Origin of the sequence: Pseudomonas fluorescens (assembly GCF_001648775.1) — a bacterium.
Classification (GTDB): domain Bacteria; phylum Pseudomonadota; class Gammaproteobacteria; order Pseudomonadales; family Pseudomonadaceae; genus Aquipseudomonas; species Aquipseudomonas fluorescens_M.
Genome location: NZ_LVEJ01000004.1, coordinates 15,035 through 36,021, shown reverse-complemented (window position 1 = coordinate 36,021; position 20,987 = coordinate 15,035). Strand labels below are relative to the sequence as shown.

Below are 20,987 nucleotides of genomic sequence, written 5' to 3'. Positions count from 1 at the left end.
CATGACCGACAACGCATTCTCTGAAGCCGAGCGCGACGCGGTTTATCGAGCCATCGCCGAACGCCGCGACATGCGCCACTTCACCGGTGGCAGCGTCGAACCGCAGTTGTTGCGCCGACTTCTGGAAGCCGCCCACCAGGCCCCAAGTGTCGGCCTGATGCAGCCGTGGCGCTTCATCCGCATCAGCGATCGCGACCTGCGCAGCCAGATTCAAAACCTCGTGGAGGAAGAACGCGTCCGCACCGCCGAAGCCCTCGGCGAGCGCAGCGATGAGTTCATGAAACTCAAGGTCGAAGGCATCCATGACTGCGCCGAAGTATTGGTCGCCGCGTTAATGGATGATCGCGAAAAACACATCTTCGGTCGCCGCACGCTGCCGGAAATGGACATGGCTTCGTTGTCCTGCGCGATCCAGAATCTGTGGCTGGCCGCGCGCGTCGAAGGCCTCGGCATGGGCTGGGTTTCACTGTTCGAGCCGCAAGCGTTGGCGGATCTGTTGAAGTTGCCCGCAGGCGCCAAGCCGCTGGCCGTTATATGCCTGGGCCCGGTCAAGGAATTCTATCCGGCGCCGATGCTGGTACTCGAAGGGTGGGCGCAGGCGCGTCCGCTCAATGAGTTGCTGTTTGAGAATTATTGGGGAGTGAGTCAATGAGTGTGGCGTTGTTGAGTGTCGCCGCGGTTGCGCTGGATGCGCTGCTCGGTGAACCGAAACGCTGGCATCCGCTGGTGGCGTTCGGCAATTTCGCCGGGCGCATCGAGCAACGTTTCAACGCCGGTGGCCGTGGCTGGCGCAGCCATGGCGTCACTGCGTGGGTGATCGCGGTGCTGCCGCTGACCTTGCTCGCCACGGCGTTTTCCTGGGCGCCGTATGTGGGTTGGGTTGTCGAAATTCTCGCGCTGTATTGTGCCCTCGGCATGCGTAGCCTCGGTGAACATGTCGCCCCGGTGGCCGCGGCGTTGCGCGCGGATGATCTGGACGAGGCGCGCAAGCGCGTCGGCTATCTGGTCAGCCGCCAGACCGATGAGCTCGACAGCACCGCCGTCGCTCGCGCCGCCACTGAGTCGGTATTGGAAAACGGCAGCGATGCGGTGTTCGCCGCACTGTTCTGGTTTGTCGTCGCCGGTGCGCCCGGCGTGGTCCTCTATCGTTTGAGCAATACGCTCGATGCGATGTGGGGTTATCGCAACGAACGCTTCGAACGTTTCGGTTGGGCGGCGGCGAAAATCGACGACGTGCTCAACTACATTCCTGCACGTCTGGTGGCGTTGACCTACGCGTTGCTCGGCAAAACCCGACTCGCCTTGAAATGCTGGCGCACACAGGCGCCTAAGTGGGACAGCCCTAACGCCGGTCCGGTGATGGCGGCCGGCGCCGGTGCGCTCGGCGTGGAACTGGGCGGCCCGGCGATTTATCACGGTGAGCTTCACGACCGCCCGCAACTTGGCGAGGGCGCAGCGGCTGACGCCGATTCCATCGACCGCGGCTGGCAATTGGTCCAGCGCGGGGTATGGTTATGGCTGCTGATTCTCTGCGTGGGGGCTGAATTCTATGCTTGAGCACGGTGGCCGACTGCGCAAGGCGGCACTCGATTACGGCATCGCCGAAGCGGATTGGCTCGACCTGTCCAGTGGCCTCGCGCCGTGGCCGTTCCCGATTCCGGAAATTCCGCTGCGCGCCTGGGCCCGTTTGCCGGAAACCGATGACGGTCTGGAACAAGCCGCGTGCGATTACTACGGCGCGACGCAGGTGCTGCCAGTCGCCGGTTCGCAAATGGCCATCCAGTTGCTGCCGCGTTTGCGCCGGGCCGGCAAGGTCGGCGTGTTGTCGCCGTGCTATGCCGAACACGCCGAAGCCTGGCGTCGCAGCGGTTACATCGTGCGCGAAGTGCTGGAGCAGGAAGTCGAGTTCTTTCTCGACAGTCTCGACGTGTTGGTGGTGGTCAATCCGAATAACCCGACCGGCCTCAGTCTGACCCCGGCGCGGCTACTCGACTGGCATGCGCGACTGGCGCAGCGCGGTGGCTGGCTGGTGGTCGATGAAGCGTTCATGGACAACACGCCGCACCTGAGCCTGGCGGCCCATGCGCATCAGGTCGGGCTGATTGTGCTGCGTTCATTCGGCAAGTTTTTTGGCCTCGCCGGCGTGCGCTTGGGCTTTGTCCTCGCCGAGCGCAAGTTGCTCAAACTGCTCGCCGAACAGGTCGGGCCGTGGGCGGTGAGCGGGCCGACGCGGGTGCTGGGGCAGGCCTGCCTGCAAGATACTGAAAACCACACACGCCAACGAATTCGCAGCGAAGAAGCGAGCGAACGGCTGGCCATGCTGCTCGAACGCTACGGCTTCAAACCGCAGGGCGGTTGCGCATTGTTTCAGTGGCTGATCACCGATCAAGCGCAAGCGTTATACGAATTCATGGCCCGACGCGGCATTCTCCTGCGCCTCTTCAGCCACAACAGCAGTCTGCGTTTTGGCTTGCCGGCCGACGCGACTGAAGAGGCGCGTCTTGAGCACGCGTTAATCGCCTTCACCAAGGACCAACCATGACCACCCTGATGGTGCAGGGCACCACTTCCGACGCCGGTAAAAGCACACTGGTGACGGCGCTGTGCCGCTGGGCGACCCGACAGGGCGTGGCGGTCGTGCCGTTCAAACCGCAGAACATGGCGCTCAACAGCGCAGTGACTGCCGACGGTGGCGAAATCGGCCGCGCGCAAGCGGTGCAGGCGCAAGCGGCTTTTCTTGAGCCGCATACCGACATGAACCCGGTCCTGCTTAAACCCAACAGCGACACTGGCGCGCAAGTGATCATCCATGGTCGCGCAGTGACGTCGATGAATGCCGTGGCGTATCACGACTACAAAGCCATCGCGATGAAAGCGGTTTTGGCTTCTCACGAACGGCTCAGTGCGGCATACCCGCTGGTGATGGTCGAAGGCGCGGGCTCGCCGGCCGAGATCAACCTGCGTGCTGGCGATATCGCCAACATGGGCTTTGCCGAAGCGGTGGATTGCCCGGTTTTGCTGATTGCCGACATCAACCGTGGCGGCGTTTTTGCCCATCTGGTTGGCACCCTTGAGCTGCTTTCGCCGAGCGAACAGGCGCGGGTCAAAGGTTTCATCATCAACCGTTTTCGTGGCGATATTGCCTTGCTGCAACCGGGTCTCGACTGGCTCGAACAACGCACCGGCAAACCGGTGGTGGGCGTGCTGCCGTATGTGATGGATTTGCATCTGGAAGCCGAGGACGGCATCGATCAGCGTCAGACCGACAAGGCTGAACAGGTGTTGAAAGTGGTGGTGCCGGTGCTGCCGCGCATCAGCAACCACACCGATTTCGATCCGCTGCGTTTGCATCCGCAGGTCGACCTGCAATTTGTCGGTCCGGGGCAGGCGATTCCTGCGGCGGACCTGTTCATCCTGCCGGGCTCGAAAAGCGTGCGCAGCGATCTGGCGTATGTGCGCGCCAATGGTTGGGACGCGGCGATCAATCGGCATCTGCGTTACGGCGGCAAGGTACTGGGGATTTGCGGTGGTCTGCAGATGCTCGGCGAGCAGGTGCATGACCCGCTCGGCCTCGAAGGTGCGCCAGGTTCCAGCGCCGGTTTGGGCTTGCTGGCGTTTGCAACCACGCTTGAAGCCGAGAAGCAGTTGCGCAATGTGCGCGGACGGCTGGCGCTGGAAGATGCCGAGGTCAGCGGCTATGAAATTCATGCCGGCGTGACCACGGGGCCGGCGCTGGAAAATGCGGCGGTGCATCTGGATGACGGGCGTTGTGATGGTGCTCAGAGTGCCGATGGGCAAGTGTTTGGCACATACCTGCATGGCTTGTTCGAATCGCCGGCGGCGAGTGCGGCGTTGCTGCGCTGGGCCGGGTTGAGCGATGTGCAGGAAGTGGATTATCACGGCTTGCGCGAGCGTGATATCGAACGCTTGGCGGATCTGGTTGAGCAGCATTTGGATACCGATCTGTTGCGTCGTCTCTGTGGGATTCGAGCTGCCTGTGCCGGCCTATTCGCGAGCAAGCTCGCTCCCACAATGGCCCGGTTGGTCATAAATTCAGTTTGCACCCCATAACCCTGTGGGAGCGAGCTTGCTCGCGAAGGGGCCAATTGCCTCAACACATAACTTTGTGGATGAAACCCATGCTCCAACTAATCCTCGGCGGCGCCCGCTCCGGCAAAAGTCGCCTGGCGGAAAAACTCGCCAGCGACAGCCATCTGGCGGTCACCTACATCGCCACCAGCCAACCACTGGACGGTGAAATGAGCGACCGCGTCGCCCACCATCGCGCGCGCCGTCCCGCCGAATGGGCACTCATTGAAGAGCCGCTGGAACTGGCCCGCGTCCTGCGCGAATCCGCCAGCGCCGAGCGTTGTCTGCTGGTCGACTGCCTGACCCTGTGGTTGACCAATCTGCTGATGCTCGACGACGCCGAACGTCTCGTCGCCGAGCGCGAAGCCCTGCTCGAATGCCTGGCTGTGCTGCCGGGTGAAATCATTTTTGTCAGCAACGAGACCGGAATGGGTGTCGTGCCGCTGGGCGAATTGACTCGCCGCTACGTCGATGAAGCCGGTTGGCTGCATCAAGCTCTGGCTGAGCGCTGTCAGCGTGTCGTGCTGACTGTCGCCGGCCTGCCCCTGACTCTGAAAGGACCTGCGTTATGACTCAATCCTGGTGGCTGAACCCGTGCAAACCGGTCGATCTCGACGTCGTTGAACAAGCGACTGCACGCCAGCAGCAACTGACCAAACCGGCCGGTTCCCTCGGTCGTCTGGAGTCGGTGGCGGTGCAACTGGCGGGTCTGCAAGGTCAGGTCAAACCGACGCTGGCGCAGGTCTGGATCGCGATTTTTGCCGGCGATCACGGCGTGGTCGCGGAAGGTGTTTCGGCGTTCCCGCAGGAAGTCACCGGGCAGATGCTGCTCAACTTCGTCAGCGGCGGCGCGGCGATCAGCGTGCTGGCGCGCCAGCTCGATGCGCAACTGGAAGTGGTCGATCTGGGTACGGTGAATCCATCGCTGAACCTGTCGGGTGTGCGCCACTTGAACATCGGCGCGGGTACGGCGAATTTCGTCCATGGCGCGGCGATGACTCAGGCCCAGGGCGAGCTGGCGTTGCAGGCCGGTCGCGACAGTGTGCTGCGGGCGAAAGCGGCAGGCGCGCAGTTGTTCATTGGCGGCGAAATGGGCATCGGCAACACCACCGCGGCGAGTGCCCTGGCCTGTGCGTTGCTCGATTGCCCGGTGGCGCATCTGACCGGCCCGGGCACCGGCCTGAATGCCGAAGGTGTCAGCCATAAAGCGCAAGTGATCGAGCGTGCGTTGGTATTGCACGCCGCGCAGCGGGGTGATGCGTTGCAGACGCTGTTCAACCTCGGTGGTTTTGAAATCGCCGCGCTGGTCGGTGCGTATCTGGCGGCGGCGCAAGAAGGCGTTGCGGTGTTGGTCGACGGCTTTATCTGTACGGTCGCCGCGCTGGTCGCCGTGCGCTTGAATCCGGCCTGTCGCGAGTGGCTGTTGTTCGGTCACCGTGGCGCCGAGCCGGGCCATCGCCATGTGCTGGAAACCCTGAACGCCGAACCGCTGCTGGAACTCGGTCTGCGCCTGGGTGAGGGCAGTGGCGCCGCGTTGGCGGTGCCGCTGTTGCGTCTGGCCTGCGATCTGCACGGGCAGATGGCGACGTTCGCCGAAGCGGCGGTGGCGGATCGTCCGGCATGACCCTGCAACTGGATCTGCTGCGCCATGGCGAGACTGAATTGGGCGGTGGTTTGCGTGGCAGCCTGGATGATGCGTTGACCGACAAGGGCTGGGCGCAGATGCGTGCGGCCGTGGTCGAGGGCGGGCCGTGGGATCGGATCGTCAGTTCGCCATTGCAACGTTGCGCGCGGTTTGCCGCAGAGTTGGGCGAACAACTGAACCTGCCGGTGCATCTGGACAAGGATCTGCAAGAACTGCATTTCGGCGCGTGGGAAGGGCAGAGCGCGGCGGCGCTGATGGAGACCGATGCCGAGGCCTTGGGATTGTTCTGGGCCGACCCTTACTCGTTTACGCCACCGCAAGGTGAGCCGGTCAGCGAGTTTTCCTCCCGCGTGCTGGCGGCCGTTGCGCGCCTGATCAGCGCCTATGCCGATGAGCGGGTTTTGCTGATCAGTCATGGCGGCGTGATGCGCCTGTTGCTGGCACGGGCACGCGGCTTGCCGCGCGAGCAATTGCTCAATGTCGAAGTCGCTCATGGCGCGCTGTTTGCGCTGTCGGTCGATGCTGACGGTTCGCTGAAGGAAGGGCTCTGACATGGTGCCGCTGTGGATCGCCCTGCAATTTCTCAGCAGCCTGCCGATTCGCTTGCCGGGCATGCCCGAGCCGGAACAGCTGGGCCGATCACTGCTGTTTTATCCGCTGGTGGGGCTGCTGTTCGGGGGGATTCTGTGGGCGTTCAATTTCGCCTTGAGCGGTGCGCCATTGTTGCTGCACGCGGCGCTGTTGCTGACGGTGTGGGTGTTGCTCAGTGGCGCGTTGCATCTCGATGGCCTGGCCGACAGCGCCGACGCCTGGCTCGGCGGGTTTGGTGATCGCGAGCGCACGCTGTTGATCATGAAAGATCCGCGCAGCGGACCGATTGCGGTGGTGACGCTGGTGTTGGTGTTGCTGCTCAAGTTTGCCGCGTTGCTGGCGCTGATCGAACAACAGCAAAGTCTTGCGTTGGTCATCGTGCCGTTGCTCGGGCGGGCGGCGTTGTTGGGGTTGTTTCTGACCACGCCGTATGTGCGCGCGGGTGGGTTGGGGCAAGCGTTGGCGGACCATTTGCCGCGCATGGCCGGATGGTGGGTGTTGGGCGCAAGTGCGTTGGCCTGCGTGCTGATTGCAGGGTTCAGTGCCGCCGTTGCACTGCTGATTTCGATCGGTGTGTTTGTCTGGCTGCGGCGGGTGATGATGCGGCGGTTGGGCGGGACGACGGGCGATACGGCAGGGGCATTGCTGGAATTGCTGGAGATGGTGGTGCTGGTTGGATTGGTTTTGGTCTGACAGTTTTGGATTGTCTGTGCCGGCCTCTTCGCGAGCAGGCTCGCTCCCACAGGGGATCGCATCGCAAATGTGGGAGCGAGCCTGCTCGCGAAAGCGTTGTGTCAGACACCAAAAATGTTCAGGGTAAACTCATCTGTAACTTGATTTAACACAGTCGCGGGTATATACACGCATCATGCTTCCTTCTCAGTGTTTGTGCACCAACCTGCGTCGCGCCGCTCGTGGCGTCAGCAGGCATTACGACGGCGCTCTCGACGGCTTCGGGATCAACGTTGCCCAGTATTCTCTGCTGTGCAATCTGCAGCGTCTGGATCAGCCAAGCATCTCGGAACTCGCCGATGCCATGGGCCTGGATCGCAGCACCCTCGGGCGCAATCTGCGGGTGCTGGAAGGCGAGGGGCTGGTGGCGTTGGCCGAAGGCGAGGACATGCGTAACCGCATCGTCAAGCTCACCGAGACCGGCGTGCAGCGTCTGGCAGCCGCGTTGCCGGCCTGGGAAGCGGCGCAGCAGCGGTTGATCGATCGACTGGGCGCCGAGAAGCGTGAAACCTTGCTCAGATTGCTGGATGAACTGGCCTGAGGCCGGTTTTTTCCAAACTCAAGCGGGTATATACCCGCAAGCGGAGAACAATAATGACATCGATGTGGCGTACGTGCGGTTGGGTGTTGGTCGGTAGTGCGTTGATCCTGGCGTTGTCATTGGGCGTGCGGCACGGTTTCGGCTTGTTTCTGTCACCGATGAGTGCGCAGTTCGGCTGGGGGCGTGAGGTGTTTGCTTTCGCCATCGCCTTGCAGAACCTGATCTGGGGGCTCGCGCAGCCGTTTACCGGCGCGCTGGCCGACCGTTTCGGCGCGGCAAAAGTGGTGCTGGTCGGCGGCGTGCTCTACGCCTTGGGCCTGGTGTGCATGGGCTTGTCGGATTCGGCGGTGACGCTGTCGTTGAGCGCCGGTCTGCTGATCGGCATCGGTCTGTCCGGCACGTCGTTCTCGGTGATTCTCGGCGTGGTTGGCCGTGCCGTGCCGCCGGAGAAGCGCAGCATGGGCATGGGTATCGCCAGCGCCGCCGGTTCGTTCGGCCAGTTCGCCATGTTGCCGGGCACTCTCGGGTTGATCGGCTGGCTCGGCTGGTCGGCCGCGTTGCTGGTGTTGGGCCTGCTGGTGGCGTTGATCGTGCCGTTGGTGAGCATGCTCAAGGACAAGCCGTTGCCGGTGCTTGGTCATGAACAAACTCTGTCTGACGCCCTGCGCGAAGCCTGCTCGCATTCCGGCTTCTGGTTGCTGGCGTTCGGCTTTTTCGTCTGCGGTTTTCAGGTGGTGTTTATCGGCGTGCATCTGCCGGCGTATCTGGTCGATCAACACTTGCCGGCCAGTGTCGGCACTACGGTGTTGGCGCTGATCGGGCTGTTCAATATCTTCGGCACTTACACCGCCGGTTGGCTCGGCGGGCGCATGTCCAAACCGCGCCTGCTGACCGCGCTGTATCTGCTGCGAGCAGTGGTGATCGTGCTGTTCCTGTGGCTACCGGTGACGACTACGTCGGCGTATCTGTTCGGCATGGCCATGGGCTTCTTGTGGCTGTCGACGGTGCCGTTGACCAACGGTACGGTGGCGACCTTGTTCGGCGTGCGAAACCTGTCCATGCTCGGCGGCATCGTGTTCCTGTTCCATCAGCTCGGTTCGTTCCTCGGCGGCTGGCTGGGCGGGGTGGTGTATGACCGCACCGGGAGTTATGACTTGATCTGGCAAGTGGCAGTCCTTCTGAGCCTTTTGGCCGCCGCGTTGAACTGGCCGGTGCGCGAGCGGCCGGTCGCGCGTCTGCAAGCCGCTGCGAGCGCCGCATGAGTCGACTCTGGCCACGTATCGTCATTACCGCACTCGGCGCCGCCTTGCTGGCGCTGGTGTGGTGGGGCTGGCATCAGGGCGGCCTGGCGCTGATGCAGTTGGGCATGAGCATTTGCTAGAACGTGGCGTGGCGAGTAACGTCGAACTCTGACGACTGCTCAAGGATGTTCGACATGCTGATGCGCTGGTGTGCTGTTCCCGCGTTGCTGATGGCATTGACCGGTTTGGCTCAAGCCGCTGACTGTCCCGAATTGCTGCAAGGCTCGCTGCCCAAGCTGCGGGCCAAGGAATCCATCGATCTGTGCCAGCAGTACGCTGACAAACCACTGGTGGTGGTCAATACCGCGAGCTTCTGTGGTTTTGCCCCGCAGTTCGAAGGCCTTGAGGCGCTGCATAAGCGCTTTGAGTCGCAAGGGCTGCAAATGCTCGGTGTGCCTTCCAACGACTTCAAGCAGGAATCCAAAGACAGCGCCGAGACCGCCAAGGTCTGTTACGCCAACTATGGCGTGACGTTCGCCATGACCGAACCGCAAAAGGTCCGTGGCGATGACGCCACGCATATGTTCCAGGTGCTGGCCGCGCAGAGCAGCGCACCGAAGTGGAATTTCTACAAATATGTGGTCGATCGCCAGGGCAAGGTGATTGCCAATTTCTCCAGCCTGACCAAGCCCGATGATCCGGAATTTATAGCCGCGATCGAAAAGGCAATCGCCTCGAAACCGCTGAAACCCTGAGTTTTTTGTGAGGGTGAGAACAAACTCAAGGCATTAAAAAGCCCCGCCTCTGCAAAGAGAGCGGGGCTTTTTGTTGGCGAGGGGGTTAGCCCCGCCGTGCAGCATCAGAAGCGGTAGGTCGCGCCGACACCGAAACCGTTTGCCGAGTTTTCATACTTGGCGTCGTAGGTCTGGCCACGATCGTTTTCGTTGCGGATCTTGACCGACTCTTCCTTCAGGTACGAGTAAGCAACGTCGATGGTCAGGTCTTCGGTCGGGCTCCAGCCGGCACCGATGCTGAAGATAGTCCGGTCGCCGGTAGGAATACGTGGCGAACGGTCGACGTTGTTGGTCGGCGACTGGTCGAAAGTCAGACCGGTACGCAGTACCCATTCCTTGTTCAACTGGTACGAAGTACCCAAGGCGTATGCCCAGGAGTCGTGCCAGTTCTGGTCTTCGGTGATTTCACCGAACTGACCGGCCAGCAATGGCTGCACACCGGAGTTCTTGACGGTGATTTTTTCCAGCTGGCTCCAGCGGGTCCAGGTCGAACCGGCGTAAACGTTCCAGCGATCGTTGATCGCCTGAGTAACCGAGAAGTCGATGGACTCAGGTGTGGTGATCTTCAGCGAAGCGTCGTACTTCTGGTTGGCGCCCAGACCGATTGCACCGAGCACACCGTAGTTGACCTTGGTGTTGCCTTCCAGCTTGTAGTCGACTTTGGAGTGGTACGTCAGACCCAGGCGAGTGGTGTCAGTGGCTTGTACCAGCACGCCAATGTTGTAGCCCAGCGCGGTGTCGTCACCCTTGATCTTGACCTTGCCATCCGGCGCGGCCTGAGTGATCGACAGGTTGGATTCCAGTGTACCGTCGATGCGGTTGATGGTCGGACCGAAACCGATCGACACCTTGTCGTTGAAGGCGTAGCTGACGGTTGGCTGGAAGGTGATGACCTGAACTTCGGATTTGCTGCCGAAGTAGCGGCCGGCAAAGCCTTTTTCGTAGTCGGTAATCAGACCGAACGGCACGTAGACGCCGAGACCGAATGCCCAATGATCATCGATCGGTTTGACGTAGAAGCCCATAGGTACGGAGGTGAAGGGCACCATGTCGCCTTTGTTGCTGCCGCCGTTAGGGCTGGAGCTGGCGTCGCTGATATCGGTTTTTGCATCGAGGAATGCAACACCACCGGTGACTTGTTCACGCTTGAGGCGCGACATGCCGGCAGGGTTGCCATAAACAGTGCTTGCATCATCGGCAGAAGAAGATCGCCCTGCGTAACCAGTACCCATCCCGCTGATGCTGTGTTCGTTGATGGCAAAGCCAGCTGCGAAGATCTGGGTGGATGCCATGGTAACGGCGAGGCTAAGGGTGGTTTTGAGCATGACTTTTTTCATTATTAGAACTCCTGGTGATCACCGGGGCGAAAATTACCAACATTTTCGTCCCAGCGCTATAGTCCGTATGCCTTGAGTTAGAGCGGTTTTGTAGGACAATCCGACCAGATTCGCGACCTGATGAGCGATCTTGCAAAACTCATGGGTCAGCAAGCGACCTGATTCAGCGGTGAAACACAGGTTTGCCAGGCGTATGTGAAATCACGCAGACGACCCTGAGGTTGAAAGGTCTGACGCCAGATGCGCGCCATGCCCAGCAAGTCGTTGGGGTCGGGGAGGGTGGGGTTTTGTTCTTCTACCAGCAGCCAGGCGATGGCTGTGGCGTAACGCAGGTTAACGGTCAGTTCCAGATGCGGGCCGCTGAGAAACGCATGTTGGCTGGCGAGGCCGCGAACCAGACTGGCGCGCTCCGGATCGAGTGCCAGATAATCATCCCACAGCGCCTGATGACGATGCTCGGCAATGCGGTAGAGGCCGTGACCACGGCGGTCATGCAGGGCGGACCCGAGGGCGGACTGGCTGGCAGCGATGCCCAGTAAAAGGGACTCGGCGGTTGCGCTGTGACGCCCCAGATAAATCAGCGTGGGACGGATCACATAGCGGCACAGTTCGCTGGCAGCGATACCCATAAAACCCTCGGATCTTGTTATTGGGCGGCGATACCTGAAGGGGCCTTGGCAGCAGTGGATCGACTCAGGCTCGCCGGAAGCGGATCACGCCGCTTGAGTTGAAGTGTAGTGTCATATTCGCGACGTAAAGGCCTGTTTTTAAAATATTTCCGGCGTGGAGTTATAACCGTTATATCCGATGGTGCTTAAGCGCAAAGGGCAAAAAACGAAACATCAGGCAATAAAAAGCCCCGCGTTTTAAGCGGGGCTTGTGCTTTTTGCAGCCTTTTCGGCTCTCAGGCAATCAATGCCTGACGGGTCCGGTCGATCACGGCCTGCAGCGGTTCGGCGCTGGAGTACTGATCGGGGTACAGACGCTCGCTGTGGCGGGCGATACCGTGTTCGTTGACCAGTGTGAAGCTGAAGCAGCCTTTGCGAGCGGCCATGATCAGGCAGTTCATCGGAGCAAAAGCGTTGGTTAGGGTGCGAATGGCATCCTGAGTATGGATTTGAGTAGACATAGTTATTAGGTGTTCCTACAAATGACACGGATAAGAACCGTGCAACGTTAAAACGTTCCAGTAACGTCGATCACCATTGATCGAACGAAGAACCCGACTGGAACAAAGCAGCCAGTTTGAAGCGCTATTAAGTTGGCGCGCTTGGGCTGGCAGGTAGGTACTTAGGAGGGCAGGCATCACAACGAGGGCAAAGGTTCTGGGCCCGGGGTGAAGATCCTGATCAATTTGCAGGTTGGTTCGGTCAGAGTAAGTGTTCTTCGCAACACCCTTCGCATCATTCGAAGGCTGTGTTGGCGCAAGATTTACCTGGAAACCATCGAGGGGTCGTTCCCGCTTTTTTCGGCTGGGCTTCTTGGTAGAAGGCTGACCGTGGGGATGTGTTCGACCGGAATTGACTTTCAGCTTGGTACTAACGCCGCGGATACTAACGGATCGAAATGGGTAAAGCAAACCCTGCGTGAAAAAAGTTTGCAGCGATTGCAAGCCTCAACGCTCGATGCGCCGGCGCGCCCTGCATTGGCTCATGTTTGCGACCGTCGGTCGGTGAAGATATTTTCATGAAGCCCGCGCCAGACCGGCTTATCCCCAGAAAATTCAGCAAAACGACCCGAAAAAGCGCATCGATATAACCGGGTAACAGGTACTTGTGCACATTAGTTGCGCAGGCTGTAACGGCGCTGTCACATCATTCCTGACTCCGGTAGCTGCCTGCATCAAAAGTTTAAGTCAATGAAAAACATCGCTTTTTTTTGTTGGTGAAAAAATCGTCAGTTTGACTGCGAGCCCCATTCCACAAGGCTTTGCGAGGGTTGAAGGGCGGTTGTCCACTGAGTTATCCACAGCTTCTGTGGATTGTCCCGAGCGCTTGCTCTAGGACGGGCGTGCCGGGTTGTTTTTCGACTTTACCTGTAAGAAAAAGAGAGTAGAGTGGCGCGCCTTCCGATCTGTCCCACAGTGCTTTATGAAGTTTCGCTCAGTATCAGACCCTGTTACCTCAGAACCTCCTCGTGTTACCTCTCCCAAGCGATTTTCCGTGCGCGTGGCCGAATGGCTGCTCGACAGCCCGCGTCTTGGCGACAGCCGCAATGCCAAGCACCTGGCCGGGCGCCTGCTCAAGCAGCCGGCGCGCGAAGGCGTAGTTGTTGCGCAAAGCCGTCTCGGTCAGTTGATGTGCCGCGAGTGCGGCAATGCCCGCGATCGCCGTATCGGTCAGGATCTGCTGCGCCAGGCCGCCCGTGCCGGTGACCGGCGTGCGCAACAGGAACTCGGTCTGATCGAAGACTGAGCTGTCCAAGACCTGACGCCTTGGTTAACCTTCAGGCTTTATAAGATCGGCGGGAGTGGCTATGGCTATGGACTTGACCAGCGTATTGCTGGGGCTTGCAGGGGCGGGGTTGCCGCTGCTGGCGCTGGCCTGGCAACTGCAACGCCGGGCCAGTAACGGCCAGGCCGAGGTCGCCTTGCTCGAAGAGCGGCTGGCCATGGCACAACTGGCGCAGGACGGGCTCAACGCGCAGCTCGACGCCAGTCGCGACGAAATCGCTGACCTCGCTCAGGCCAATGCCGCCAAGCAGGCTGATCTTGCCGCCCTGCGCCGCGAAGTCGAGTTGCTGCAAATCGAGCGCGACGACGCCCGCGACGCCTCTCACGCATGGAATCTCGAACGCGCCAACAAGGAGGCCGAACTGCGCCGCCTCGACGCGCAGGCGGCCTCGCTGAACGCAGAATTACGCGAGCAGCAGGACAGCCATCAACAACGCCTCAACGACCTGCAAGGTTCACGCGATGAACTGCGTGCGCAGTTCGCCGAACTGGCGGGCAAGATCTTCGATGAGCGTGAACAGCGTTTCGCCGAGACCAGTCAACAGCGTCTCGGCCAGTTGCTCGATCCGTTGAAAGAACGCATTCAGTCTTTCGAAAAACGCGTAGAGGAAAGCTACCAGGCCGAAGCCCGCGAGCGCTTCTCGCTGGCCAAGGAGCTGGAGCGCCTGCAGGCACTCAACCTGCGCCTGAGTGATGAAGCGACCAACCTGACCCGCGCCCTCAAAGGCCAGAAAACCCAAGGTAACTGGGGCGAGCTGATCCTCGAGCGCGTGCTCGAACACGCAGGGTTGGAGAAGGGCCGCGAGTATCAGACCCAAGTCAATCTGAAGGGCCCGGACGGTGAGCGTTTTCAACCTGACGTGATCATTTATCTGCCGGGCGACAAGCAGGTGGTGGTCGACTCGAAGGTCAGTCTCACCGCGTATCAACAATATGTTGCTGCCGATGACGACACCCTCGGGCAGATCGCGATCAAGCAGCACGTGCTGTCCTTGCGTAATCACGTCAAAGGCCTGGCCGGCAAGGACTACAAGCGTCTGGAAGGGCTGCACAGCCTCGATTTCGTTTTGCTGTTCGTGCCGATCGAAGCGGCTTTTTCCGCGGCTTTGCAGGCGGAACCGACGCTGTTTCAGGAGGCCTTCGACCGCAATATCGTGATCGTCAGCCCGACCACGTTGCTGGCAACGCTGCGGGTGATCGACAGTTTGTGGAAGCAGGAGCGCCAGAGCCAGAACGCCCGGGAAATCGCCGAGCGTGCGGGCTGGCTGTACGACAAGTTCGTTTTGTTTATCCAGGACCTGGATGAGGTCGGCAATCGTCTGCAACAACTGGACAAGGCCTACAGCTCGGCGCGTAACAAATTGACCGAAGGGCGGGGCAATCTGGTCAGTCGCAGTGAGCAACTCAAGTTGCTGGGTGCGCGGGCCAGCAAGAGCTTGCCGGCGGATCTGCTGGAGCGGGCGATGACCGATGTCGATGGCCTCGTCGAACTCCCGGAATAACCCCAAAAGCTTCGCGAGCAGGCTCGCTCCCACAGTGATCACTGAAACCTTGTGGGAGCGAGCTTGCTCGCGAAGGCGTCAGTGAAATCGCCACTTACAGCGGCAAATACCGGCTCAACAACGCCCGCAACGCCGCCGGCTTCACCGGTTTGGCCAGATAATCCAGCCCCGCCGCATGCACCTGCGCAACCATCTCCGGTCGCCCGTCCGCACTGATCACCACCCCCGGCACCGGCTCGCCCAGCGTGGTGCGCAACCACGCCATCAATTCTGTGCCGGTATCGCCGTGATCGAGGTGATAGTCGACCAGCGCCAGTTGCGGGCGCATGCCATCGCTCAACAACGCCGCACATTCCTCACGGTTGCGCGCCGTCCACACCTGACAACCCCAGCGACTCAACAGGCTATTCATGCCGATCAGGATGCTGTCTTCGTTATCGATGCACAGCACCTGCGCGCCGCTGAGCAATTTGCCATTCAATTCGACAGCCGCGCTGGCTGGCACGGCTTGCGTGCGGGCCAGCGGTACGCTGACGCTGAACACGCTGCCGCGCCCGGGCCATGAGCGTACGCGCAGCGTATGACCGAGCACGCGACACAGGCCATCAGCAATCGCCAAACCCAATCCAAGTCCTTTCTCGGCGCGAGTCTGATGGCTGTCGAGGCGTTTGAATTCCTCGAAAATCACCTGTTGTTTGTCTTCTGGAATGCCCGGCCCGCGATCCCATACCTCCAGACACAACTCGCCGTCGCGCCGCCGCACGCCCAACAGCACCGGGCCTTTGGCGTAACGGAAAGCGTTAGTCAGAAAGTTCTGCAAAATGCGCCGCAGCAATTTGATGTCGCTGTCGATGCGCAGATGACTGCCGCGCACCCGGAACTTCAAACCCTGTTCCTGCGCCAGTGCCTTGAATTCGGCGCCCAGCGTGTTGAACAGCTCGTTGACCGCAAACGCCTTGCGATCCGGGTTGATCTTGCCGTTTTCCAGGCGGGAAATGTCCAGCAGATCGCTGATCAAGTCCTCGGCCGAGCGCAGCGAACTGTCGAGGTGTTGCACCAGTTTCTGCGCTTCGCTGCTCAAGCCGTCGTCCTGATGGGAGAGGGCGGCGGAGAACAGACGCGCGGCGTTCAAAGGTTGCATCAAGTCATGGCTGACCGCCGCGAGGAAACGGGTTTTCGACTGGTTGGCCGCTTCGGCAGTGCCCTTGGCTTCGGTCAAGGCAACATTGAGCTGCGACAGCTCCTGAGTACGCTCGCTGACCCGTTGTTCCAGGCCTTCGTTGGCTTCAGTCAGCGCCTGCTCGGCTTCGCGGAACGCGGTGATGTCAGTGAAACTCATGACGAAGCCGCCGCCGGGCATCGGATTGCCGATCAGCTCGATCACTCGTCCATTGGGAAACAGTCGTTCAGAGGTGTGCGCGCGGCCCTGACGCATCCAGTGCAAACGGCGGGCGACATGCACTTCCGCTTCGCCGGGGCCGCACAAACCGCGTTCGGCGTTGTAGCGAATAATGTCGGCAATCGGCCGGCCGACGCTGATCAAGCCGTCCGGGTAGTTGAACAGTTCCAGATAGCGGCGGTTCCAGGCCACCAGTTTCAGCGACTGGTCGACCACGCTGATGCCTTGGGTGATGTTCTCGATGGCGCCTTGCAGCAGGGCGCGGTTGAACTGCAGCACTTCCGAGGCTTCGTCGGCGATGCGCACGACGTCCTCGAGTTGCATTTCCCGACCTTCGATGGCGGCTTTTACTACCGCGCGCGTCGAAGACGCGCCGAGAACACCGGCCAGCAAGCGCTCGGTATGCGCGATCCATTCGCTGTCGGCATTCTGGTTCGGGTTGAAGCCTTTGCCCTGACGGTAGGCGAAACGGATAAAGCTCTGGCGCGCACGTTCTTCACCGACAAAACGTGCCGCCAGTTGCAGCAAATCGTCGATCTGCACCGCCAGCATCGAGCGCGCACTTGGTCGCGCGCTGATCTCCTGACCGATGAAACGCCCGGCCTGCCAGTGTTCCGACACCCGCGTGCGCGACAGCACCGAGACCCAGGCAAACAACGTGAAGTTACCCGCCAGCGACAGCACCACGCCTTGGGTCAGCGGGGTGATCGGCAGGTTCAGCGGGTTGCTGTGCAACCACGCCAGCCCCGGAAAACTGCTCAGCGACCAGCCGAGACTGTGCGCGGCAATCGGCAGGATCAGCGTGTAAAACCAGAGGAAAGTGCCCGCAGCCAAGCCTGCGAAAACGCCGCGACGGTTCGCTTGTTTCCAGTACAAGGCGCCGAGCATGGCCGGCGCCAGTTGGGTGACCGCTGCAAAGGCAATCTGGCCGATGGTCGCCAGGCTCGCCGTCGAGCCGAGCAAGCGATAGCTGACATACGCCAGCAACAAAATCACCACGATGCTCACGCGCCGTACCGACAGCATCCACTGGCGGAACACCTCGAACGGGCGCTCGGCGTTGTTGCGCCGCAGCAACCATGGCAACAGCATGTCGTTGGACACCATGGTCGACAACGCCACGCTGGCAACAATCACCATGCCGGTCGCCGCCGAGGCGCCACCGATAAAGGCCAGCACCGCCAAGGCCGGATGCGCCTGGGCCAGTGGCAGGCTGATCACGAACGAGTCGGGCAAGACGTCACTCGGCAGCAGCATCTGCCCGGCCAGCGCGATCGGCACGACGAACAGTGCGGCCAACGCCAGATAAGCGGGAAACACCCATTTGGCCAGGCGCAGATCCTGTGGGTCGATGTTTTCCACCACTGTTACGTGGAACTGCCGTGGCAGGCAAATGATCGCCATCATCGCCACGCCGGTCTGCACCACCATCGACGGCCAGTTGATGGTTTCTTTCCAGTACTCCTCCAGCCGCGGGGCGAGCATCGCCTGATTGAACAGGTCGTCGAAACCGTCATACAGGCCAAACGTCACAAAGGCGCCTACGGCAAGAAAGGCAAACAATTTGACCAGCGATTCGAAGGCAATCGCCAGGACCATGCCCCGGTGGTGCTCGGTGGCGTCGAGGTTGCGCGTGCCGAAGACAATGGTGAACAGCGCCAGCACCAGCGACACGATCAACGCGGTGTCCTGGGCGCGGGTGCCCATGGCATCGGCACCGGCGCCGATCAACAGGTTCACACCGAGGACGATGCCTTTGAGTTGCAGGGCGATGTAGGGGAGGACGCCGACCAGACAGATCAACGCGACGACCACCGCCAGCGATTGCGATTTGCCGTAACGCGCGGCGATAAAGTCAGCGATGGAGGTGATGTTCTCCTGTTTGCTGATCATCACCATTTTCTGCAACACCCACGGCGCGCCGACCAGCAGCAGGATCGGCCCGAGGTAAATCGGCAGGAATGACCACAGTTGTTCCGCCGCCTGGCCAACCGCACCGAAGAACGTCCAACTGGTGCAGTAAACCGCCAGCGACAGGCTGTACACCCAGGCACGCATGCGCGGCGGCAATGGCGCGCTGCGACGGTCGCCGTAGAAGGCGATGGCGAACATGATGGCCATATAGGCGAGGGCGACGGCGGCGATCAGCCCGGTGGACAACGACATGCAACACTCCCGACAGAAGACTCCCCGGCACTCCTGCCCGGGCGGACAGTCTCGCATGCGCGGGGCGGTTAGTCAGTGTCGACCAAGGTCGTGGCGTGGCGGGGTGTCGCAGGTGGGGAACCCGTCGGTTTCTGGGGTGACCGGGTGGGCCCCTTCGCGAGCAGGCTCGCTCCCAGATTTGAGATGCATTCCACTGTGGGAGCGAGCCTGCTCGCGAAGGCGTCAGTCCTGACGCAGCGCAATCTCGATCAGACGATGAAGCTCATCCACCTCCAGCGCCGCCGCCGAAAACAGAATCCGGAACACCACCGGCGCGACCACCAGATTGATCAACCGATCGACACTCGGCGCCACCTCATCGGGATGCCGCTCAATGATCGTCTGCAACTGCGCACCAATGATCGTCACGCAGTAGCCCGGCGTAGCACTGGCCTGGACGTCGCGCATCATGTTGCGCCCGGGCTCCGAACTCATTTCGTCGAGATACTGCTCGGCCCACGCCCGAATATCGCTGCGCAAGCTGCCGGTTTGCGCCGGCTCACTGTCGGGGCGCATGCGCGCGAGGGCGACATCGGCGAGCAACGCTGCGAGATCACCCCAGCGCCGATAAATCGTCGACGGCGTCACCCCCGCACGCGCAGCGATCTGCGGGACGGTCACGCTCGAGCGCTCCTGCTCCTGCAGAAGCGCGCGGACTGCCGAATGAATTGCATCTTGCACCCGGGCACTGCGGCCGCCGGGGCGTAAACCTTCTTTAATAGCCATGGCGCCGACCTTAACACAAAGAATTTGCTTTAAGCGCGGGGCGGTAGCACACTCCGCAAAAGCAAAAAATTAGCTTTTGCGGAGTGTGCCCATGACCAGCCTTGCTTCTAACCGTTCCAGCCTGTGGTTTCTGGCGATTACGCTACTGAGTTTTCTCGCCGCGTCCACGGCGCCGACGCCGTTGTATCACCTGTATCAGGATCACCTGCACTTCTCGGCAGCGGTGCTGACCCTGATCTTCGGCGTCTACGCCCTCAGCTTGCTGGCGGCGCTATTAACCGTTGGCTCGCTGTCCGATCACCTGGGACGTAAACCGGTGATCTTCACCGCGGTGCTGCTCAACGCCTTGGCGATGCTGCTGTTTATCTATGCCGACAGCGTCGCGTGGCTGATCAGTGCGCGTGTGCTGCAAGGTTTTGCTACCGGCATGGCCACCGCTGTGTTGAGCGCAACGTTGCTCGACACGGATCGCCAGCAAGGCCCGTTGATCAACAGCGTCGCTCCGCTGCTGGGCATGGCACTGGGCGGTATGGGTTGTGGCTTGCTGGCCGAGTTCGCTCCGGCACCGTTGCAACTGACGTACTGGTTGTTACTCGGCCTGTTTGTATTGCAGGCGTTGTATGTCTGGTGCCTGCCGGAAAGCGTTACCCGGCAAGCCGGAGCGTGGGCGTCGTTGCGGCCGACGTTGCACGTGCCGGTGCAGGCGCGCGCCACGCTGTGGCGTGTGCTGCCGTTGAACACCGCGACCTGGGCGCTCGGCGGTTTTTACGCGTCGCTGGCGCCGTCGCTGGTGCGCACCGCCACCGGTTCGACGTCGAATCTGATTGGCGGCGCCACGGTGGCGGCACTGACCGTCACCGGCGCGCTGATGATTTTCACGATGCGCAACCGACCCGCCGCCCGCGCGCTGCAATGGGGCGCGAGTTTGCTGCCCATCGGTCTGGTGCTGATTCTGCTCGGCGTGCACAGCGCCAGCCTCTCGCTGTTTTTCCTCGGCACACTGGTGGCCGGTTGTGGTTTTGGTTCGGGATTTCTTGGTGCGGTACGCAGTCTGGTGCCGCTGGCATTACCTCATGAACGCGCCGGGTTGATGTCGGCGTATTACGCGCTGAGTTACCTGGCGTTCTGTCTGCCGGCGCTGCTCGCCGGGCATTTATCTCGCAACTACGGGTTGCTGGCGACCACTGATGGTTACGGGGTCATTTTGATTGTGTTGGCGACCGGCGCGCTGTTGCTCAGCCTGCGGCCACAACCGGCCAAGGCCTGCAGTGCTCCATAACCGCTGCAGTTTCGGTTAGCCTTGACCAGCCCTTATCGCACGGATGGATTCATGAAGATTATTCGCAGCAAGGCCTTTACCGCGGACCGCGCCTGGGGCGCGCTGGACATCGCCAACATGAACGGCATCACCACGCGTCTGCACTGGACCGATCAGCCGTATAAGTGGCACGTCAACGACGGTGAGGAAGTGTTTGTGGTGCTCGATGGTCAAGTGCTGATGCGCTACCGCGAGCAGGGCGAAGAAAAACAGGTGCAGCTCGACGTCGGTGACATTTTCTATGCGAGCGTGGGCACCGAACATGTTGCCCATCCTCAAGGCGTGGCGCGGATTCTCGTGATCGAAAGCGAAGGCAGCGTCTGATTGCTTATTTGTAAAACAGATAACAGTTAGAGATATTACCCGTTATATAGATATTCGATTCGGTTCTACCATGGACTCAACCTCACCAGAG

The 20,987-nt window shown here is 60.9% G+C and carries 21 protein-coding genes and 1 pseudogene; 17 read left to right on the top strand and 5 right to left on the bottom strand.

What is annotated here, in order from left to right:
- The first annotated feature begins 1 nt into the window (after position 1).
- The 12 genes and pseudogenes from bluB (at position 2) to A8O26_RS06840 (ending at position 9,594) form a co-directional block, all read left to right on the top strand.
- Positions 2-652, top strand: a complete 651-nt coding sequence (gene bluB, locus A8O26_RS06890) for a 5,6-dimethylbenzimidazole synthase (RefSeq protein WP_064117344.1) — start codon at positions 2-4, stop codon at positions 650-652.
- A complete protein-coding gene (gene cbiB / locus A8O26_RS06885) occupies positions 649-1,557 on the top strand; it encodes an adenosylcobinamide-phosphate synthase CbiB (RefSeq protein WP_064117343.1) in 909 nt (302 codons plus the stop codon). Before bluB ends, cbiB begins: the two co-directional genes overlap by 4 nt.
- The gene (gene cobD / locus A8O26_RS06880) at positions 1,550-2,542 is read left to right on the top strand and encodes a threonine-phosphate decarboxylase CobD (protein ID WP_064117342.1); all 993 of its coding nucleotides are present in this window, start codon (positions 1,550-1,552) and stop codon (positions 2,540-2,542) included. Before cbiB ends, cobD begins: the two co-directional genes overlap by 8 nt.
- Positions 2,539-3,984 (top strand): annotated as a pseudogene (locus A8O26_RS06875) (cobyric acid synthase); the annotation flags it as partial. The gene cobD and the pseudogene A8O26_RS06875, both read left to right, overlap by 4 nt.
- 155 nt (positions 3,985-4,139) lie before the next feature.
- Entirely contained in the window at positions 4,140-4,661 is a 522-nt protein-coding gene (gene cobU / locus A8O26_RS06870; protein WP_064117341.1) for a bifunctional adenosylcobinamide kinase/adenosylcobinamide-phosphate guanylyltransferase, read from the top strand.
- Entirely contained in the window at positions 4,658-5,713 is a 1,056-nt protein-coding gene (gene cobT, locus A8O26_RS06865; protein WP_064117340.1) for a nicotinate-nucleotide--dimethylbenzimidazole phosphoribosyltransferase, read from the top strand. The genes cobU and cobT overlap by 4 nt, the downstream gene beginning before the upstream one ends.
- Positions 5,710-6,285: an alpha-ribazole phosphatase family protein gene (gene cobC, locus A8O26_RS06860; protein ID WP_064117339.1), complete on the top strand. Its 576-nt coding sequence runs from the start codon at positions 5,710-5,712 to the stop codon at positions 6,283-6,285. Before cobT ends, cobC begins: the two co-directional genes overlap by 4 nt.
- Position 6,286: 1 nt before the next feature.
- Positions 6,287-7,018, top strand: a complete 732-nt coding sequence (locus A8O26_RS06855; protein ID WP_064117338.1) for an adenosylcobinamide-GDP ribazoletransferase — start codon at positions 6,287-6,289, stop codon at positions 7,016-7,018.
- A gap of 175 nt (positions 7,019-7,193) precedes the next feature.
- Positions 7,194-7,598 (top strand): MarR family winged helix-turn-helix transcriptional regulator, encoded by a 405-nt coding sequence (locus A8O26_RS06850; RefSeq protein ID WP_064117337.1) that lies wholly within the window; start codon positions 7,194-7,196, stop codon positions 7,596-7,598.
- 53 nt (positions 7,599-7,651) lie between these two features.
- Positions 7,652-8,860: an MFS transporter gene (locus A8O26_RS06845; RefSeq protein ID WP_064117336.1), complete on the top strand. Its 1,209-nt coding sequence runs from the start codon at positions 7,652-7,654 to the stop codon at positions 8,858-8,860.
- Positions 8,857-8,979 (top strand): hypothetical protein, encoded by a 123-nt coding sequence (locus A8O26_RS30435; protein ID WP_301336273.1) that lies wholly within the window; start codon positions 8,857-8,859, stop codon positions 8,977-8,979. Before A8O26_RS06845 ends, A8O26_RS30435 begins: the two co-directional genes overlap by 4 nt.
- 54 nt (positions 8,980-9,033) lie before the next feature.
- Positions 9,034-9,594, top strand: coding sequence for a glutathione peroxidase (locus tag A8O26_RS06840; protein ID WP_064117335.1), 561 nt, complete (start codon positions 9,034-9,036; stop codon positions 9,592-9,594).
- 104 nt (positions 9,595-9,698) lie between these two features.
- Here the strand turns inward: A8O26_RS06840 and A8O26_RS06835 are convergent, their stop codons facing one another.
- The 3 genes from A8O26_RS06835 to A8O26_RS06825 all read right to left on the bottom strand — a co-directional run bounded on the left by A8O26_RS06835 (position 9,699) and on the right by A8O26_RS06825 (position 12,099).
- Complete coding sequence (locus tag A8O26_RS06835) at positions 9,699-10,970, bottom strand: OmpP1/FadL family transporter (RefSeq protein WP_064117334.1); 1,272 nt, start codon at positions 10,968-10,970, stop codon at positions 9,699-9,701.
- Between the two features lie 146 nt (positions 10,971-11,116).
- The gene (locus A8O26_RS06830; protein ID WP_064117333.1) at positions 11,117-11,599 is read right to left on the bottom strand and encodes a hypothetical protein; all 483 of its coding nucleotides are present in this window, start codon (positions 11,597-11,599) and stop codon (positions 11,117-11,119) included.
- Between the two features lie 275 nt (positions 11,600-11,874).
- Entirely contained in the window at positions 11,875-12,099 is a 225-nt protein-coding gene (locus A8O26_RS06825) for a hypothetical protein (protein ID WP_034156218.1), read from the bottom strand.
- 207 nt (positions 12,100-12,306) lie between these two features.
- Here A8O26_RS06825 and A8O26_RS29755 point away from each other — a divergent pair, with 207 nt between their 5' ends.
- The 3 genes from A8O26_RS29755 to rmuC all read left to right on the top strand — a co-directional run bounded on the left by A8O26_RS29755 (position 12,307) and on the right by rmuC (position 14,924).
- Positions 12,307-12,660: a hypothetical protein gene (locus A8O26_RS29755; RefSeq protein ID WP_155740644.1), complete on the top strand. Its 354-nt coding sequence runs from the start codon at positions 12,307-12,309 to the stop codon at positions 12,658-12,660.
- A 400-nt stretch (positions 12,661-13,060) separates the two neighbouring features.
- Positions 13,061-13,384: a hypothetical protein gene (locus tag A8O26_RS06820; protein ID WP_081265164.1), complete on the top strand. Its 324-nt coding sequence runs from the start codon at positions 13,061-13,063 to the stop codon at positions 13,382-13,384.
- Positions 13,385-13,559: 175 nt separating this feature from the next.
- Positions 13,560-14,924, top strand: coding sequence for a DNA recombination protein RmuC (gene rmuC, locus A8O26_RS06815; RefSeq protein ID WP_172828126.1), 1,365 nt, complete (start codon positions 13,560-13,562; stop codon positions 14,922-14,924).
- A 94-nt stretch (positions 14,925-15,018) separates the two neighbouring features.
- On the opposite strand, the gene A8O26_RS06810 is transcribed toward rmuC, so the two are convergent.
- Positions 15,019-18,489 (bottom strand): hybrid sensor histidine kinase/response regulator, encoded by a 3,471-nt coding sequence (locus tag A8O26_RS06810; protein ID WP_064117330.1) that lies wholly within the window; start codon positions 18,487-18,489, stop codon positions 15,019-15,021.
- 222 nt (positions 18,490-18,711) lie between these two features.
- Positions 18,712-19,254: a TetR/AcrR family transcriptional regulator gene (locus A8O26_RS06805; RefSeq protein WP_064117329.1), complete on the bottom strand. Its 543-nt coding sequence runs from the start codon at positions 19,252-19,254 to the stop codon at positions 18,712-18,714.
- A 91-nt stretch (positions 19,255-19,345) separates the two neighbouring features.
- Between A8O26_RS06805 and A8O26_RS06800 the strand changes: the two genes are divergently transcribed.
- Positions 19,346-20,533: an MFS transporter gene (locus tag A8O26_RS06800; protein WP_064117328.1), complete on the top strand. Its 1,188-nt coding sequence runs from the start codon at positions 19,346-19,348 to the stop codon at positions 20,531-20,533.
- A gap of 51 nt (positions 20,534-20,584) precedes the next feature.
- On the top strand, positions 20,585-20,896 hold the full coding sequence (locus tag A8O26_RS06795; RefSeq protein WP_064117327.1) for a cupin domain-containing protein: 312 nt from the start codon (positions 20,585-20,587) through the stop codon (positions 20,894-20,896).
- The last annotated feature ends 91 nt before the right edge of the window (positions 20,897-20,987 follow it).

Bases quoted from the DNA above. Each gene is read 5' to 3' on its own strand.
- bluB (WP_064117344.1), top strand. From the start codon at position 2: ATGACCGACAACGCATTCTCTGAAGCCGAGCGCGACGCGGTTTATCGA.
- cbiB (WP_064117343.1), top strand. From the start codon at position 649: ATGAGTGTGGCGTTGTTGAGTGTCGCCGCGGTTGCGCTGGATGCGCTG.
- cobD (WP_064117342.1), top strand. From the start codon at position 1,550: ATGCTTGAGCACGGTGGCCGACTGCGCAAGGCGGCACTCGATTACGGC.
- cobU (WP_064117341.1), top strand. From the start codon at position 4,140: ATGCTCCAACTAATCCTCGGCGGCGCCCGCTCCGGCAAAAGTCGCCTG.
- cobT (WP_064117340.1), top strand. From the start codon at position 4,658: ATGACTCAATCCTGGTGGCTGAACCCGTGCAAACCGGTCGATCTCGAC.
- cobC (WP_064117339.1), top strand. From the start codon at position 5,710: ATGACCCTGCAACTGGATCTGCTGCGCCATGGCGAGACTGAATTGGGC.
- A8O26_RS06855 (WP_064117338.1), top strand. From the start codon at position 6,287: ATGGTGCCGCTGTGGATCGCCCTGCAATTTCTCAGCAGCCTGCCGATT.
- A8O26_RS06850 (WP_064117337.1), top strand. From the start codon at position 7,194: ATGCTTCCTTCTCAGTGTTTGTGCACCAACCTGCGTCGCGCCGCTCGT.
- A8O26_RS06845 (WP_064117336.1), top strand. From the start codon at position 7,652: ATGACATCGATGTGGCGTACGTGCGGTTGGGTGTTGGTCGGTAGTGCG.
- A8O26_RS30435 (WP_301336273.1), top strand. From the start codon at position 8,857: ATGAGTCGACTCTGGCCACGTATCGTCATTACCGCACTCGGCGCCGCC.
- A8O26_RS06840 (WP_064117335.1), top strand. From the start codon at position 9,034: ATGCTGATGCGCTGGTGTGCTGTTCCCGCGTTGCTGATGGCATTGACC.
- A8O26_RS06835 (WP_064117334.1), bottom strand. From the start codon at position 10,970: ATGAAAAAAGTCATGCTCAAAACCACCCTTAGCCTCGCCGTTACCATG.
- A8O26_RS06830 (WP_064117333.1), bottom strand. From the start codon at position 11,599: ATGGGTATCGCTGCCAGCGAACTGTGCCGCTATGTGATCCGTCCCACG.
- A8O26_RS06825 (WP_034156218.1), bottom strand. From the start codon at position 12,099: ATGTCTACTCAAATCCATACTCAGGATGCCATTCGCACCCTAACCAAC.
- A8O26_RS06820 (WP_081265164.1), top strand. From the start codon at position 13,061: ATGAAGTTTCGCTCAGTATCAGACCCTGTTACCTCAGAACCTCCTCGT.
- A8O26_RS06810 (WP_064117330.1), bottom strand. From the start codon at position 18,489: ATGTCGTTGTCCACCGGGCTGATCGCCGCCGTCGCCCTCGCCTATATG.
- A8O26_RS06805 (WP_064117329.1), bottom strand. From the start codon at position 19,254: ATGGCTATTAAAGAAGGTTTACGCCCCGGCGGCCGCAGTGCCCGGGTG.
- A8O26_RS06800 (WP_064117328.1), top strand. From the start codon at position 19,346: ATGACCAGCCTTGCTTCTAACCGTTCCAGCCTGTGGTTTCTGGCGATT.
- A8O26_RS06795 (WP_064117327.1), top strand. From the start codon at position 20,585: ATGAAGATTATTCGCAGCAAGGCCTTTACCGCGGACCGCGCCTGGGGC.